The organism is Streptomyces sp. NPDC005402 (assembly GCF_040606575.1).
In the GTDB taxonomy this organism is placed as follows: Bacteria; Actinomycetota; Actinomycetes; order Streptomycetales; family Streptomycetaceae; genus Streptomyces.
Map to the genome: position 1 here is coordinate 240,490 of NZ_JBEXFB010000002.1, position 13,879 is coordinate 254,368.

Annotated in this window: 14 protein-coding genes and 1 pseudogene; 9 read left to right on the plus strand and 6 right to left on the minus strand. The window is 71.3% G+C overall.

What is annotated here, in order from left to right:
- Positions 1–57: 57 nt before the first annotated feature.
- The 4 genes from ABZT02_RS04245 to ABZT02_RS04260 are packed head-to-tail and all read left to right on the plus strand — an operon-like array spanning position 58 to position 4,251.
- Positions 58–2,877 carry a nitrate- and nitrite sensing domain-containing protein gene (locus ABZT02_RS04245; protein ID WP_356014040.1) on the plus strand — a complete coding sequence of 940 codons (2,820 nt, stop codon included), beginning with the start codon at positions 58–60 and terminating at the stop codon, positions 2,875–2,877.
- A gap of 10 nt (positions 2,878–2,887) precedes the next feature.
- Positions 2,888–3,310, plus strand: coding sequence for a roadblock/LC7 domain-containing protein (locus ABZT02_RS04250; RefSeq protein ID WP_030313681.1), 423 nt, complete (start codon positions 2,888–2,890; stop codon positions 3,308–3,310).
- A gap of 1 nt (position 3,311) precedes the next feature.
- Positions 3,312–3,671 (plus strand): DUF742 domain-containing protein, encoded by a 360-nt coding sequence (locus ABZT02_RS04255; RefSeq protein ID WP_356014041.1) that lies wholly within the window; start codon positions 3,312–3,314, stop codon positions 3,669–3,671.
- Positions 3,658–4,251 carry an ATP/GTP-binding protein gene (locus tag ABZT02_RS04260; protein WP_356014043.1) on the plus strand — a complete coding sequence of 198 codons (594 nt, stop codon included), beginning with the start codon at positions 3,658–3,660 and terminating at the stop codon, positions 4,249–4,251. Before ABZT02_RS04255 ends, ABZT02_RS04260 begins: the two co-directional genes overlap by 14 nt.
- Positions 4,252–4,299: 48 nt before the next feature.
- On the opposite strand, the gene ABZT02_RS04265 is transcribed toward ABZT02_RS04260, so the two are convergent.
- Positions 4,300–4,545, minus strand: a complete 246-nt coding sequence (locus ABZT02_RS04265) for a hypothetical protein (protein WP_356014620.1) — start codon at positions 4,543–4,545, stop codon at positions 4,300–4,302.
- Between ABZT02_RS04265 and ABZT02_RS04270 the strand changes: the two are divergent.
- Positions 4,529–4,712, plus strand: a pseudogene (locus tag ABZT02_RS04270) (ROK family protein); the annotation flags it as partial. The gene ABZT02_RS04265 and the pseudogene ABZT02_RS04270 sit on opposite strands and share 17 nt — an antisense overlap.
- Before the next feature lie 121 nt (positions 4,713–4,833).
- Here the strand turns inward: ABZT02_RS04270 and ABZT02_RS04275 are convergent.
- Complete coding sequence (locus tag ABZT02_RS04275) at positions 4,834–5,799, minus strand: ABC transporter substrate-binding protein (RefSeq protein WP_356014045.1); 966 nt, start codon at positions 5,797–5,799, stop codon at positions 4,834–4,836.
- 368 nt (positions 5,800–6,167) lie between these two features.
- On the opposite strand from ABZT02_RS04275, the gene ABZT02_RS04280 reads away from it, so the two are divergent.
- Genes ABZT02_RS04280 through ABZT02_RS04295 form a run of 4 tightly spaced genes read left to right on the plus strand, consistent with a single transcriptional unit; the run spans position 6,168 to position 10,311 of the window.
- A complete protein-coding gene (locus ABZT02_RS04280) occupies positions 6,168–8,813 on the plus strand; it encodes an ATP-binding protein (protein WP_356014047.1) in 2,646 nt (881 codons plus the stop codon).
- Positions 8,810–9,286 (plus strand): roadblock/LC7 domain-containing protein, encoded by a 477-nt coding sequence (locus ABZT02_RS04285; RefSeq protein ID WP_356014048.1) that lies wholly within the window; start codon positions 8,810–8,812, stop codon positions 9,284–9,286. The genes ABZT02_RS04280 and ABZT02_RS04285 overlap by 4 nt, the downstream gene beginning before the upstream one ends.
- Before the next feature lie 19 nt (positions 9,287–9,305).
- Positions 9,306–9,722 (plus strand): DUF742 domain-containing protein, encoded by a 417-nt coding sequence (locus ABZT02_RS04290; RefSeq protein WP_356014050.1) that lies wholly within the window; start codon positions 9,306–9,308, stop codon positions 9,720–9,722.
- A complete protein-coding gene (locus ABZT02_RS04295) occupies positions 9,709–10,311 on the plus strand; it encodes an ATP/GTP-binding protein (protein WP_356014051.1) in 603 nt (200 codons plus the stop codon). Before ABZT02_RS04290 ends, ABZT02_RS04295 begins: the two co-directional genes overlap by 14 nt.
- 39 nt (positions 10,312–10,350) lie before the next feature.
- Here the strand turns inward: ABZT02_RS04295 and ABZT02_RS04300 are convergent, their stop codons facing one another.
- From ABZT02_RS04300 to ABZT02_RS04315, 4 genes are all read right to left on the minus strand, one after another.
- Positions 10,351–11,019, minus strand: coding sequence for an ABC transporter permease (locus tag ABZT02_RS04300; RefSeq protein WP_356014052.1), 669 nt, complete (start codon positions 11,017–11,019; stop codon positions 10,351–10,353).
- A complete protein-coding gene (locus tag ABZT02_RS04305; protein ID WP_356014054.1) occupies positions 11,016–11,705 on the minus strand; it encodes an ABC transporter permease subunit in 690 nt (229 codons plus the stop codon). Before ABZT02_RS04305 ends, ABZT02_RS04300 begins: the two co-directional genes overlap by 4 nt.
- Positions 11,702–12,832 carry an ABC transporter ATP-binding protein gene (locus ABZT02_RS04310; RefSeq protein ID WP_356014056.1) on the minus strand — a complete coding sequence of 377 codons (1,131 nt, stop codon included), beginning with the start codon at positions 12,830–12,832 and terminating at the stop codon, positions 11,702–11,704. Before ABZT02_RS04310 ends, ABZT02_RS04305 begins: the two co-directional genes overlap by 4 nt.
- Positions 12,833–13,132: 300 nt before the next feature.
- Positions 13,133–13,873 carry an FAD:protein FMN transferase gene (locus tag ABZT02_RS04315; protein ID WP_356014058.1) on the minus strand — a complete coding sequence of 247 codons (741 nt, stop codon included), beginning with the start codon at positions 13,871–13,873 and terminating at the stop codon, positions 13,133–13,135.
- Positions 13,874–13,879 lie beyond the last annotated feature (6 nt).

Here is a 13,879-nt window from a genome sequence, read left to right on the forward strand (position 1 = left end):
ACAACCGCTTCCCCAGGAACAGCCCACCCCGCTCTCACTGACCGCCCAAGGACGACCATGCCCGACCGGAAAGGCGCCCGGCGCCGCCTCGGCTCCATACGTCTCTCCCTCATCATGCTGGCGCTGGTGCCGAGCGTCACGCTCGCCGCGATGTGGGGCGTGACGACCACGCAGTTGTTCGCGGAAGGGCTACGGCTGCGCTCGCAGACCGAGCTGAGCAGGTCGACCGGCGCGATGGGCACCGAAACCACGCTCGCGCTGCAGGGAGAACGGGCGGTGTCCGCCGCCTGGCTGGCCAAGGTGCCGGGTTCCCGGGCCGCCCTGGACGAGAAGCGGGCGGCCACGGACGCGGCGGTCGCCGAGCTCGTGCGGCAGTCCGAGGAGATCCAGCGGGCGCCCTCGCGCATCGCCGACCAGCTGTACTCGGTCCTCGGCTCGGTGGGCAGCCTGGAGTACTACCGCGACCAGGTGGACCACCCCACCGACATCACCGCCGAGCAGGCCCTCGACCAGTACACGTCGATCGTCGACGACCAGATCCACGCCTTCCAGCAGCTCTCGCAGGTCGACGACGGCGACCTCACCTCGCAGGCCGGGCCGCTCGTCGCCCTCGAACACGCGGCGGAGCTGACCTCTCAGGAGAATGTGGCGCTCACCCTGGCCTGGCCGTCCGGGCATCTCGACGAGAAGGCCTGGGAGCAGTTCGTCCAGTTGGTGAACACGCGCCGGTGGCTCGTCGAGGACCAGATCGTGCCCGCGCTGAGCGGTGCGGCGAAGACACAGACCCAGCAGATCCTGGCGAGCGAGGACTGGCGGACCCTGACGGCGGTCGAGGACCAGGTCCTCGCCGCGCGGCCGGCCGTCGGCACGGGGCGGGTGGCGCTGCCGGACGCGGGGAAGCGGTGGGCGGCCGCGATGGAGAAGGTCTCCGTCCGCTACACCGGCCTGATCCGGCAGCAGACCTCGGGGCTGCTGACCCGGAGCGCGGACAAGGCGCACGAGCAACTCCTGACGGCGGCCTCGCTCAGCGCGGGCGGACTGATCGCGCTGCTGATCTGCCTCGTCATGTCGTGGCGGATCACCCGCTCGCTGTCCCGGCGGCTGCGCGGCCTGCGGGAGGCCACGCTGGGCCTTGCCCAGGAGCGGCTGCCGGACGTGGTCGCCCGGCTGGAGCGGGGCGAGACGGTCGACGTGGACCGGGCCGCACCGGAGTTGGACTACGGCTCGGACGAACTGGGGCAGGTGGCCAAGGCGTTCAACACGGCACAGCGGACCGCCGTGGTGACCGCCGTCGAACTCGCCGACACCCGGCGGGGGTTCCAGAAGGTGATCCTCGGGATCGCCCGGCAGAGCCAGAACCTGGTCAACCTCCAGCTCAGTCGGCTGGACACGCTGGAGCGCGAGCACCAGGACCCGGACGTCCTGTCGGGGCTGTACGAACTCGACTCCACGGCCAGCCAGTTGCGGCGGTACGAGGAGAACCTGGTCATCATCAGCGGCGGCCGGCCGCGACGCAGCTGGACCGAGCCGGTCGCCCTGATCGACATCCTGCGCAGCGCGGTGGGTGAGGTCGCCGAGTACCAGCGGGTGGAGGTGCACACCGAGGAGGAGGTCTGCCTGGCCCCGCCCGCGGTCGCGGACGTGATCCACCTCCTGGCCGAACTGATCGAGAACGCCACGCTGTACTCCCCCGCGCCGAGTCCCGTCTCGGTACGGGCCGGGCTGGTCGCCAAGGGTCTTGCCGTCGAGGTCGAGGACCGGGGCCTCGGCATGTCGGAGGACGAGTACGCCGCCGTCAACGCCCACCTGGCCGAGGCCCCCAAGTTCGACGTGGTCGCGCTCGCCGACGACCTCCGCCTCGGCATGTTCGTCATCGCCCGCCTCGCCAACCGGCACGGCATCCAGGTCACCCTGCGCTCCTCGCCGTACGGCGGAACGACGGCGATCGTCCTGATCCCGCACGAGATCGTCGTACGGGAGGAGGGCGAGCCGGAGAGCCGGGGAGGGGTGACGGCAGCGCTGACCGCAGGAGCGAAGGCCGCTGTGAGCGCGGGGTCGACGGCCGACGGGACGGATCCGGCGGGGGCCGGGACGGAACGTCCGGCCGACTCGGCCCAGTCGGCCGAGTCGGCGGACGCCCCGCGCTCGGGGGGCCCGGCAGGCGCCCCGCATTCCGGAGACCCGGCGGACCCCGCGGACGTCCCGGGATCTGCGGACCCGGCCGGGCTCGGAGGTGTGCGGGGCACGGACTCGGCTGCCGGGGCGGTGTCCGACCGGGCGGGGGCCCGACCGCTCCCCACGCCGCAGGACACGCCCGCCCCCCGCCCCGACGGCCTCACCCCGCTCCCCCGGCGGGTCCCGCAGACCAGCCTCGCCGTCGAGCTGCGTGAGGAGGCCTCGACCACCTGCCCGGAAGAGGACACCGATGAGTTCACCGCGGACCGCGCGGCCTCCTCGCTCGCCGGATTCCAGCGCGGCACGCTCCGCGCCCGGGACGAGGACGACCTCCTCGACACCCCACAGGACCCGACGGCGCCGCCCGCCCCGCTACCGAAGAAGGCGACCGCTGACCCGACCGACCCGCTGGACACCCCCCAGCACGTGACAACAGCCGACACGCACGGTCTGCCCGGCGCGGCCACCGCCCCCGCCGACGACCCCTTCGGCCTCCACGAAGCCCCCGCCGGGAGCCGCGCGCCGCAGGACCCGCCCCCCGCCGCCGCACCGGAGACAGCGACCGCTGACGGAACCGACCCGCTCCACACCCCCGAGCACGTGACCGTCCCGGACACGCACGGTCCACCTGGCGCGGCCACGGACCCCGCCCCGCAGGACCCGCCCGTCGCCGCCCGTACTCCGCACACCGATCGCTCATGAAGGACACGCCATGACACGCCCCACCCCCGCCACGCACACCCAGCTGGACCAGCTGCTCACCGGACTCGTGGAGCGGGTCGCCGACGTGACGCAGGCTGTCGTGCTCTCCGAGGACGGGCTGGTCGTCAGCAAGTCCACCGGGTTCCTGCGCGACGACGCCGAGCGGCTGGCGGCGACCGCGTCCGGTCTGATGAGCCTGAGCAAGGGCGTCAGCATGGACTTCCGGGGCGGCCCGGTGCGCCAGGCGCTCATCGAGATGGCCAACAGTTTCCTGATCCTCACCTCCGCGGGGCCCGGCGCGCACCTCGTCGTCCTCACCGGGCCGAACGCCGACGTCGGCGTGGTGGCGTACCAGATGAACATGCTGGTGAAGAAGATCGGCGAGCACCTCAGCGCGGCACCACGGGCCGGCATCGGCCCCACCGGCGGGTGAGGTGACCGACAGTGACGCGTCCGGCCGGCTGGTGCGACCATTCGCCCTGACCGGTGGACGGACCCGGCCCAGCCGCGCCGACTTCACCCTCATCACGACGGTGACCGCGGTGGATCCGCCACCGGACGGGGCCCCGCGCCCGCAGGCCGAGCAGACCCGCATCCTGCGCCGGTGCGCCCGCCCGGTCGCCGTGGCGGAGCTGGCCGCGCTGCTCGACCTCCCGGTCAGCGTGGTCGTGATCATGCTGTGCGACCTGCTGGAGGCGGGCCTGATCACCGCGCACCCGCCGCGACCCGTCTCGCCCCGCACCCCGGACCTGGACCTGTTGCAGAAAGTGAGGGAAGGCCTTGGCCGGCTCTGACACGCTCCCCACCCAGACAGCCGGTACTCCCGCCGCACCCGACACCGTCAAGATCCTCATCGCCGGGGGCTTCGGCGTCGGCAAGACCACCATGGTCGGCTCGGTCAGCGAGATCACCCCGCTGCGCACGGAGGAACCCCTCACCGTCGCGGGCCTGGGCGTCGACGACCTCGCCGGGATCGAGGAGAAGCGGGCCACCACCGTGGCCATGGACTTCGGCCGGATCACCATCAACGACGAACTGGTGCTCTACCTCTTCGGCACCCCGGGCCAGCAACGGTTCTGGTTCATGTGGAACGACCTCGCCGTAGGCGCCCTGGGAGCGGTCGTCCTCATCGACGTCCGCCGCCCGGAGTCGAGCTTCGCCGCCGTGGACTTCTTCGAACGCCGGCGCATTCCCTTCGTCGTCGCCGTGAACGGCTTCGAGGGCCGGCACCCGTACCCGGCCGAGGACATCAGGGAGTCCCTCGCCCTCCCTGAGGACGTCCCGGTGGTGCTGTGCGACGCCCGGCGACGCGAGTCGTCCCGGGACGTGCTGATCGCTCTCCTGGACCTGCTGATCGCCGCGGCCGTCGACTAGCGGCGCTCAGCCGTCTGTCAGCGGCGCCCAGCCGTCGATCAGCGGCGCTCACTCGTCCGGCCCGGTCAACTCCGTCTCCGGGGCTGTGATCAGTCGGGCCGTCAGGCCGGGTTCGGGCATCTCGCGGTCGAAGGGAAACATCGGCCGGCGGATACGCCGGTGGCCTAGGCGCGGCAGATCCTGGTGTGGACGGCGGACGGACCCGGGAGCGAGGGCGTAGAAGACCGCCAGGCTGGACGGGTCCTCGAACTCCGGTCGGTCCGGCACCCAGTACGGACGGGCGCTCCTCGTCACAGCAGGGCTTCTGAACGTCACCACCGTCGTGATAGGCGGTGGCGGCAGCGCGCACCTGGCCGCTCCTCGAACCGTCGATCCTGCGCACCCTGACCGCCGAACCGCCGGTCGGCGGGCACCCGGTACGGGTGCTCCCCGCACGGCTCGGCGAAGACGCGGTGGCGGTGGCGTGGGAGCGGCGGCGCGGGGGGAACGGGGGACGTGTCCTTCGGGTCCGGGGAGTGCGGGGGGAGACTCACGCCTCCCCGGGACACGTCCCCGGACTCACCCCGTCCGACGGGAAGCGGGTCAGCCGAGCCCGTTGGTCTTCAGCCACGCCTTCGCCACGTCCAGCGGGTCCTTGCTCTCCAGCTGGACCTGGGCGTCCATGTCGAGGAGCGCCTTGGTGTCCAGCTTGGCCGAGACCGCGTTCAGGGCGGCCACGCCGTCCTTGGTGAGACCGGACTTGTAGACCAGCGGGGTCACGTTCGCGAAGCCGAAGAGGTTCTTCGGGTCCTGGAGGACGACGAACTTCTCCTTGGTGATGGTCGGGTCGGTCGTGAAGACGTCCGCGGCCTGCACGGTGTTCTTCTTCAGCGCCGCCTGGGTCAGCGGACCGCCCGCGTCGAGGGCCTTGAAGGACTTGAACTTCAGGCCGTACTGGGACTCGAGCCCGAGCAGGCCCTGCTGCCGGGTCTGGAACTCCGGCGAGCCGCCGATGACCAGGTTCGGGGCGATGTCCTTGAGGTCGGCGAGGGTGGACTCGGCGGTCAGGCTGTACTTCTTCGCGGTGTCCGCGTTGACCGTGACCGAGTCCTTGTTCTCCGCCGGCGCCGAGTCGAGCAGCGTCAGCTTGGAGTCGAGCTTGGCCTTGGTCGCGGCGTCCACGGCCTCCACCGACTCCTGCTTCGCGTCCTTGTCCAGGTAGGCGAGCAGCGAGCCGTTGTACTCCGGCAGAACGGTGATGGAGCCGTTCTTCAGCAGGCCGTACGTGGTCTCGCGGCTGCCGATGTTGGGCTTGTAGGTGACCTCGACGCCCTTGGCCTTCAGGGCCTCGCCGTAGATGTCGGCGAGCAGGATGCTCTCGGCGAAGTTGTTCGAGCCGACGACGACGGTGTCGCCGCTGCCGGCGCCTCCCGAGTCCTCGCTCAGCGGGTCGGACTTGCTGTCGGAGGACCCGCATCCCGCCAGCAGGACCGTGGCGGCGGCGAGCGCGACGGCGGCCACGCCGGGGTTCTTCCTGATGGACCTGCGGTGTACGGCGGTAGAAGTCACGATTCCCGTTCCGGAACTCAGGGGGTGCAAGGTGGGCCAGGGCCTTCGAGGAGGGAAGCCCTTGCACTGATCCAATCCAGCCTGTTCTCGCTCAGTCAAGACCGGCCTGGTCACAATTGGCGTCGACCCGTGGTCGGTTGTGAAGGAAGCGCGAAACCGGCACGCGGGGCCCGGCACGGGTTGTAACGGATTCTTGACTCAGGGCGGCAACAAGCGCTGTCCGAAGAGGCTGTAGTCTCGCCGAAGTTGGCGCCGGTCACACAGGCGTGCAGGAGCCACTCAGGTGTCCCTACGCACCGTCCCGTAGCGATCAGAATCGGTCAGAAGCGCTCTCGCGCATCGGCCGAGACACCCACGAAGGAGGGCTGGTGTCCACGAACGAGGTGGACGCGTCCCCCCGGTCGGCACCGCCGCCGTACCGGGACGGCGTACGCGGCAACCGGGGCCTGCGGGACTTCGCCGAGCGCTGGCCGTTCCGGCGCAAGCTGAACATCCTGGTGGGTGTACCCCTCGCGGTGGTCGCCGTGCTGCTGGCCTATCTCTTCGCCGACCAGGTCGGCCAGTCCAAGGACGCGTCGGACGCGGCCCAGCTGGTCCGGGACAGCGCTCAAGTGGCCAAGCTCGTAGGGCAGTTGGAGGCCGAGCACCAGCAGGCCGTGCTGCTCTCCGTGCGCCACCAGTCGAGCTGGGACGGCGCCACCCCCTCGCGGTCCGCCTACCGCGAGGCCCAGATCCGCGTGAACAACCAGGTCGAGAAGGTCCACGCGGTCTTCGGCGACCGGTTGCCCGAGGAGGAGGCCCAGGCCCTTCGCGAGGTCAACGGGCTCGAGGACCTGCGCAACACCATCGAGAGGGCCTACCTGCCCGCCGACAACATCGACCCGGCCTACAGCGACGCCGCCAAGGGCCTGATCGACGGCCTCGGGCTCGACCGCGACCCGGCCCTCGCCGCCACCTTCACCGGCAACCTGCTCGACTCGCTGCTGCGCGCCGACGCCGCGCACGGTTCCTTCGAGACCGGCGTCTTCTCCGCGACGACCGGCGACTCCAACGCCCTCATCGAGCTGATCGGCGCGATCGGCTCCTACGACGAGTACACCCACCAGGTCGAGCGCTTCGGCCGGTTCGCCACGGCGGAGCAGACCGAGGAACTCGGCGACATCGAGCACAACACCGCCCAGGCGACGATCGCCCGGCAGTACGCCGAGCTCCAGATCGACCCCGGCGCGCTCCAGGCGGAGTCCCCGGCCGAGATCAAGAACGCCTTCCAGACGGCGCTCGACTCCTACCCGGACTACCGCGCCCAGGCCCGGACCCGGCTGAAGACCACCACCTCGCTCATCGATCAGATCGCCGACCGCGCCGACACCGCCTCCCGGGACGCGCGCTCGAACGCGGCCTGGCTGCTCGGCTCGGCCCTGCTCGGCTTCGTGCTCTGGCTCGCCTTCTCGGTCGCCGTACGGCGCTCGGTGGTGCGCCCGGTGCAGGCGCTCACCGGTGCCGCCAAGCAGGTCGCCGAGGTGGCGGGCCGTGAGCTCGCCCGGGTGGCCGACGACGACACCGAGGACACCGGGACGCCGCGGCTCCAGGAGATGCCGGTCACCGCGAAGGACGAGATCGGCGACCTCGCCGAGGTGTTCAACCAGGTGCAGACCACGTCACTCGCGCTCCTCGAACGCCAGGTGCTCAGCCGCCGCAACGTCGCCGAGATGTTCGGCAACGTCGGCCGCCGGGTCAGCAACCTGACCACGCGGCAGCTGGCGCTGATCGACGCGGTCGAACGCGGCGAGACCGACCCGGCGCTCCTGGAGCGCCTCTACAGCATCGACCACATCGCGGTCCGGCTGCGCCGCAACGCCGACAGCCTGATGCTGCTCGCCGGCATCCGCGAGACCGGTCTCGGCTCCGGGCCGCTCGCCCTCACCAACGTGGTCCGGGCCGCGCTCGGCCAGATCGAGGGTTTCCAGCGGGTCTCCCTCCAGGTCGGCACGGAGGTGATGGTCGAGCCGGACATCATCGGCGACCTGACCCTGATGGTGGCCGAACTCGTCGAGAACGCCGTGTCCTTCTCCCCCGCCGGCAGCCCCGTCGAGGTGATCGTCAAGGACAGCCACGAGGGTGCGCTGATCGTGATCTCCGACCACGGTCTCGGCATGAGCGCCGAGCGCCTGGAGGAGGAGAACGCCCGCCTCATCCGCCGCGAACGCCTCGACCTCGTCCCGACCAAGGTGCTCGGCCTGTTCGTGGTAGGCACACTGGCGCGCCGCTGGGAGGTGAGCGTGGTCCTCTCCCGCACCCCGGGCGGCGGCGTGACGGCCGAGGTGACCATCCCCTCCTCCCTCCTGCTGGCGATGAGCCCGATGGCGGTCGCCACGGCAACGGCCGGCGCGAACTCCGGCGCGGTCCCGGCCCCCGCCCCGGCAACCCGCCCGGCACCCGCCTGGGCCTCGGACACCGGTCCGGACCCGACACCGGCCCCGGGTCCGGACCGAGCGACAGGTCCTACGGCCGTACGGCCCAAGTCCGGCCAGGAGGCAGCCGCGGTCCCGACGGCCCGGAGTACCCCGGCCACCGAGCCCGGCGTCACGGGAACCGCTTCCGGCGACGGCGATCCCGCCCCCCTCCCTCGCCGGATCCCCCACCGCGACACGGCACCCTCCTCTCCCGCACCCCCGTTCATCCCGAAGGCCCGCACCGGTGACGCACCCGAGTCCGGCGACGGCGGCGACGGCTCCCGCCCGCTGCGCCGCCGCGTCCGCGGTGCCACCCTGCGGACCACCGTCGGTGCCGACGCCGTACAGAAGACGGCTCCGCCCCCGCCGGCCGACGCCGAGGCCGTACGGGACGCGCTCGACGAGTTCGAGGCGGCCGTGGAGCGCGCCCACCGGGACAGCGAGACCGGCAGCCACACCAGACCGGCGTTCGTCGACGACAAGGCCGACGTGGAAACCCACCAGGCCGCATCCAGCCCCCCGCACGATCAGAACCACTCCCCGGAAGGAGCGGAGCAGTGAGCACGTCCACAGGTGACACGCCTACGGAAGGCACCACGCCCGCCGACCTGCAGGCCGCCGCAGCCGACTTCACCTGGCTGCTGAACCGTTTCGCGACGGAGACGGCGGGCGTCGTCGACGCCATCGCCGTGTCCTCGGACGGGCTGCTCATCGCCGTGTCGGAGCTGCGCGAGCACGCGGACTCCGAGCGCCTCGCCGCGATCGTGTCCGGCATCACGAGCCTGGCCGCCGGAGCCTCCGGCAACTACGGCCTCGGCGGCCTCAACAAGGTCATCATCGACCTGGAGGGCGGCCATGTGCTGGTCTCCGCGATCGGCAGCGGCGCCGTCCTCGGCGTCGTCACCGACAAGGAGGCCAAGCTCGGCAACATCGCGTACGAGATGACGCTGTTCGCGAACCGCGCCGGTGCCGCGCTCAGCCCCCAGCTCGTACTCGAACTGAAGAACAGCGTCGGCGCCGCGTCGAAGCGCTGACCGAGGAGGAAGCGCAGTCATGGCGGACGGCAGTACGCCTCCGAACCCGGAGCCGGGCGGCCACGTGCCCGCGGTACGGCCGTTCCTCGTCACCGCCGGCCGGGTGGCACCCGATCCGTCCGGCCGGACGATGCCCGTCGAGACCCAGGTGGTGGCCACCGCCGAGGGACTCGCCGTGCTCGACCGGCTCGCCTTCGAACAGCACGACATCGTCGCCGCGTGCCGGATCCCGCAGTCCATCGCGGAGATCGCGGCCCGGCTGCGGCTGCACCTGAACGTGGTCAGGATCCTCGCCGAGGACCTGCGCACGGCGGGGCAGCTGACGGTGCACGTGCCCGACACCGACGTCACTCACGACGCGTCCGTCCTGCGCAGGCTCATCGACGGCCTGCGTGCCATCCCCGACTCCCGAGGGGTACTCCGTGACACCGACTGAACCGGCCACCCGGCCCTCGGCCGCGCCCTCCGCCGCCGTACGACCGCCGCTGCCGGTCAAAATGGTGATCGCGGGCGGCTTCGGGGTGGGCAAGACCACCGCGGTCGGCTCGATCTCCGAGATCGAGCCGCTGACCACCGAGGCAGCCATCACCGAGGTCGCCGCCGGGGTGGACGACCTCAGCCACACCCCGCGCAAGACCACGACGACGGTCGCGATGGACTTCGGCTGCATCACCGTCGACCCGACCCTGAAGCTGTACCTGTTCGGCACGCCGGGCCAGGAGCGCTTCGGCTTCATGTGGGACGACATCGTCGAGGGCGCGCTCGGCGGACTGGTCATCGTCGACACCCGCCGTCTCGACGACTGCTATGCCGCGGTCGACTACTTCGAGCACAAGCAGATCCCGTTCGCCGTCGCCGTCAACGCCTTCGACGGCAGGGTCGAGCACACCCTGGACGAGGTCCGCTGGGCCCTCGACGTCAACGACCGGGTCCCGGTGATCGTCTTCGACGCCAGGGAGCGCGGTTCGGTACGGGACGCGCTGCTGGTCGTACTGGAACAGGCGCTGGCCCGCACGCAGGCTTGACGGGGCCGGGGGGGGATCGGAACTCCCCCGGCCCTTCGCCTAGTTGCTCCTGAGCACCCCGCGCGACACGGTGAGCCGGGTGATCCCCCAGAACAGCGCGAGCGTGACGAGCGCCATCAACGCCACCAGTGCGGCCCCGCCCACCACCTTCTCGTAGTTGCGCTGATACAGCCCGTCCACGATGTACCGGCCGAGCCCGCCCAAGGAGACGTACGCGGCGATCGTGGCCGTCGACACGATCTGGATGGCCGCCGACCGCAGCCCGCCGAGGATCAGCGGAAGGGCGACCGGCAGTTCGACCCGGAAAAGCACCTCCACCTCGTGCATGCCCATTCCCCGGGCCGCGTCCACCGGGGCGGGATCCACCGATCGCATCGCCTCGTAGGTGGTGACCAGGATCGGCGGTACGGCGAGCACGACCAGCGGGATCATCACGTTGATCAGCCCGAACCCCAGCGACAGGGTCATCAGCACCAGCAGACCGAAGGTGGGCAGAGCCCGCCCGGCGACGGCGATGAAGGCCAACGCGTTGCCGCCCCGGCCGAAGTGCCCGGTGACGAGCCCCACGGGCAGCCCGATCGCCGCGGCGATGGCGAGGGCCTCCAAGGTGTACTGGACGTGCTCCCCCAGCCTCGTGGGAATGCCGTCGTAGCCCTGCCAGTGTGCGCTGTCGCTGAAGAAGGCGTTGATGAAGTTCAGGATGTTCACCGGGCGGCGACCTCCGGTTCGGGCCGGTCCGTGCGCCGCGCACGCGCGCCGCTCGGCATCCACGGCGTCAGAAGCAGTCGTACGACGACCAGCAGCCCGTCGGCGAGGATCGCGAGGACCGCCATGGTCACCACGGCGTTCACGGCGAGTTCGGGCCGGTTGTAGATGTTCGCGTCGTTGATGAGGTTGCCGAGCGCTCCCTGGTTGCCGATGAGCGCGCCGACGCTGACGAGGGAGATGCTCGACACGGTCGCCACCCGCAGCCCGGCGATGATGGCGGGCACGGCGATCGGCAACTGGACCTGGACGTAACGGCGTACCGGGCCGAAGCCCATGGCCGTCGCGGCCGCGAGGGTCTCCTGCGGCACCGAGCGGACGCCGTCGACGATCGCCGGGACCAGGATGACGAGCGTGTAGACGGTGAGCGGGATCATCACCGTGAGTTCGGTCTGGCCGGTGTAGTCGATGAGGATGACGAAGAAGGCCAGCGACGGGATCGCGTACAGCACGGTCGTCACCCACAGCACGGGCGGGTACAGCCACCGGAAGCGCACGCACAGCTGGGACAGCGGCAGGGCGATCAGCAGCCCGGCGAGGACCGGCAGCAGGGCTTCCCTGAGGTGCAGCCCGATCAGCCCGAGCCAGCTGTGCTGGAGGTCGCTCGGAATGTCGAAGAAGCCGCTCATGGAGTGACCTTGGCGTCCGAACGGCCCTCGGCGTGTGCCCCGCGGATCGCCTCGCCGATGGCCTGCTGGGAGACCACCCCGGCCACCCGCCCGTCGGCGTCGACACCGACGGCCCACCCGGTGGGCGAGAGCACGGCACAGTCCAGCGCGGCCCGCAGCGAGTCGGTACCGGCGACGAACGGCCGCCCGTACGGCAGCAGTCGAGCCGTGTCGACACCGCCCGCGGTCAGGTCCCCCGGCTCGGTCCAGCCGAGGGGCCTGCCGTCCACGTCCGTGACGAGGAGGTAGGGCGCGTCGGCCGTGCCGCGGGCGGCGATCTGCTCGGCGGTGGCGTCGGCCGCGACGACCGGGCCGGTGAGCAGCCGCAGTCCCGCGGAGGGGAAGAAGGAGAGCCGCCGGATGCCCCGGTCGGTGCCGAGGAAGTCCTCGACGAACGCGTCGGCGGGGCTGGAGAGCAGCTCGGCGGGCGGCGCGTACTGGGCGAGCTTGCCGCCGGTCCGCATCACGGCGACCATCGTGCCGATCTTGACGGCCTCGTCGATGTCATGGGTGACGAAGACGATGGTCTTGCCCAACTCGTCCTGGATGCGCAGGAGTTCGTCCTGGAGGCCCTTGCGGACGACGGGGTCGACGGCCGAGAAGGGCTCGTCCATCAGCAGCACCGGCGGATCGGCGGCGAGCGCCCGCGCCACGCCGACGCGCTGCTGCTGTCCGCCGGACAGCTGGTAGGGGTAGCGCTTGGCGAGGGAGCCGTCGAGCCCGACCCGCTCCATCAGCTCCCGGGCCCGGGCCCGCGCCTTCTCCTTGCCCCAGCCCAAGAGCCGGGGCACGGTGGCGATGTTGTCGACGATCGTGCGGTGCTGGAAGAGCCCGGCGTTCTGGATGACGTAACCCATGGACCGGCGCAGCGTGTTGACCGGCTGCTGGCGGCTGTCCTTGCCGTCGATCAGGATGGTCCCCTCGCTGGGCTCGACCATCCGGTTGATCATGCGCAGGGTCGTCGTCTTGCCGCAGCCCGAGGGACCGACGAGGACCGTGATCGAACGGTCGGGAATCTCCAACGAGAGCCGGTCGACCGCCACCGTGCCGTCCGGGTACCGCTTGGTGACTGAATCTATCCGTATCAAAGCGCCGAATACCCTTCGGGTCTGGCAGAGGTGGTCCGTATTCGGCCGGTCCAGCAGGCCGTCCGGCAGAGTCTAGACCGCTTGTGTTGCAGGCATTCGAACGGCGTCCCGACCTCCGGTCCTTGGCATACCGGGCGAAACGGGTGCGGGCGTCCTGTGAGTTCCCTGATCCTCATCGGTCGTTCAGCGAAGCCACAGGAGTCGCCCGGCACGGGGCCCGAGGGTCATCACCACCACCGCTCGCAGACCTGGAGCACGTGCCATGACGACCCTCGCCCCACCGCCCTCGTTCCTGTCCGGTCAGGCGGCCGCGGATCCGTCGTTGACGGCCGGGAAGCCGGGCGTGCGCAGCACCCGTCGTTCCGCGTCCACCGCGAACACCTCGCAGCCGACGAGGGAGGCCGCCCAGTCGACGCCCTCGGGGCCCATTGCGAAGGCCGCCGTGGCGACCGAGTCGGCCTCCGTCAGCGTCGCCGCCACGACCGTGAGGCTGAGCAGACCCGTCGCCGGGCGGCCGGTGCGGGCGTCGAGGATGTGGTCGCCGCGCTCGTAGCGGGCGGAGGTGGCCACCGCGCCGTCGGTGAGCGACAGCACCGTGCACAGCTTGTCGGCGTGTTCGGGGTGCCGTACGCCCACCCGCCAGGGGCCGCCCGCGGTGACCACGTCACCGCCGGCGTTGAGGACGAACCGGGTCGCGCCGGCCGCTGTCAGCAACTCCGCCGCCCGCTGCACCGACCAGCCCTTGACCACCGCGCAGGGGTCGAGACGGCGACCGGGCAGCCGTACGTCGAAGGCGCCGCCGGTGGCGACCCGGTAGTGCTCGCACAGGTCGAGGATCTCGCGCAGGTCCGCGCTCAGGCCGGCGGCGGACAGCTCGCCCCGGTCGTAGCGCGACACCTCGCTGTCCTCCTTGAACGGACTGAACCGGGCGTCCACCTCGCGCAGCCACGCGAAGACCGCGTCCGCCGCGGACTCGGGGAGGTGCTCGTCGTCGACCCGGAGCGAGACGGGGAAGCCCATGACGTGTTCGACGCGGTGCATCGGAAT

Coding starts and splice junctions, on each gene's coding strand:
- ABZT02_RS04305 (WP_356014054.1), bottom strand. CDS start 11,705: ATGAGCGGCTTCTTCGACATTCCGAGCGACCTCCAGCACAGCTGGCTC.
- ABZT02_RS04290 (WP_356014050.1), top strand. CDS start 9,306: ATGGCGGACGGCAGTACGCCTCCGAACCCGGAGCCGGGCGGCCACGTG.
- ABZT02_RS04315 (WP_356014058.1), bottom strand. CDS start 13,873: ATGCACCGCGTCGAACACGTCATGGGCTTCCCCGTCTCGCTCCGGGTC.
- ABZT02_RS04250 (WP_030313681.1), top strand. CDS start 2,888: ATGACACGCCCCACCCCCGCCACGCACACCCAGCTGGACCAGCTGCTC.
- ABZT02_RS04245 (WP_356014040.1), top strand. CDS start 58: ATGCCCGACCGGAAAGGCGCCCGGCGCCGCCTCGGCTCCATACGTCTC.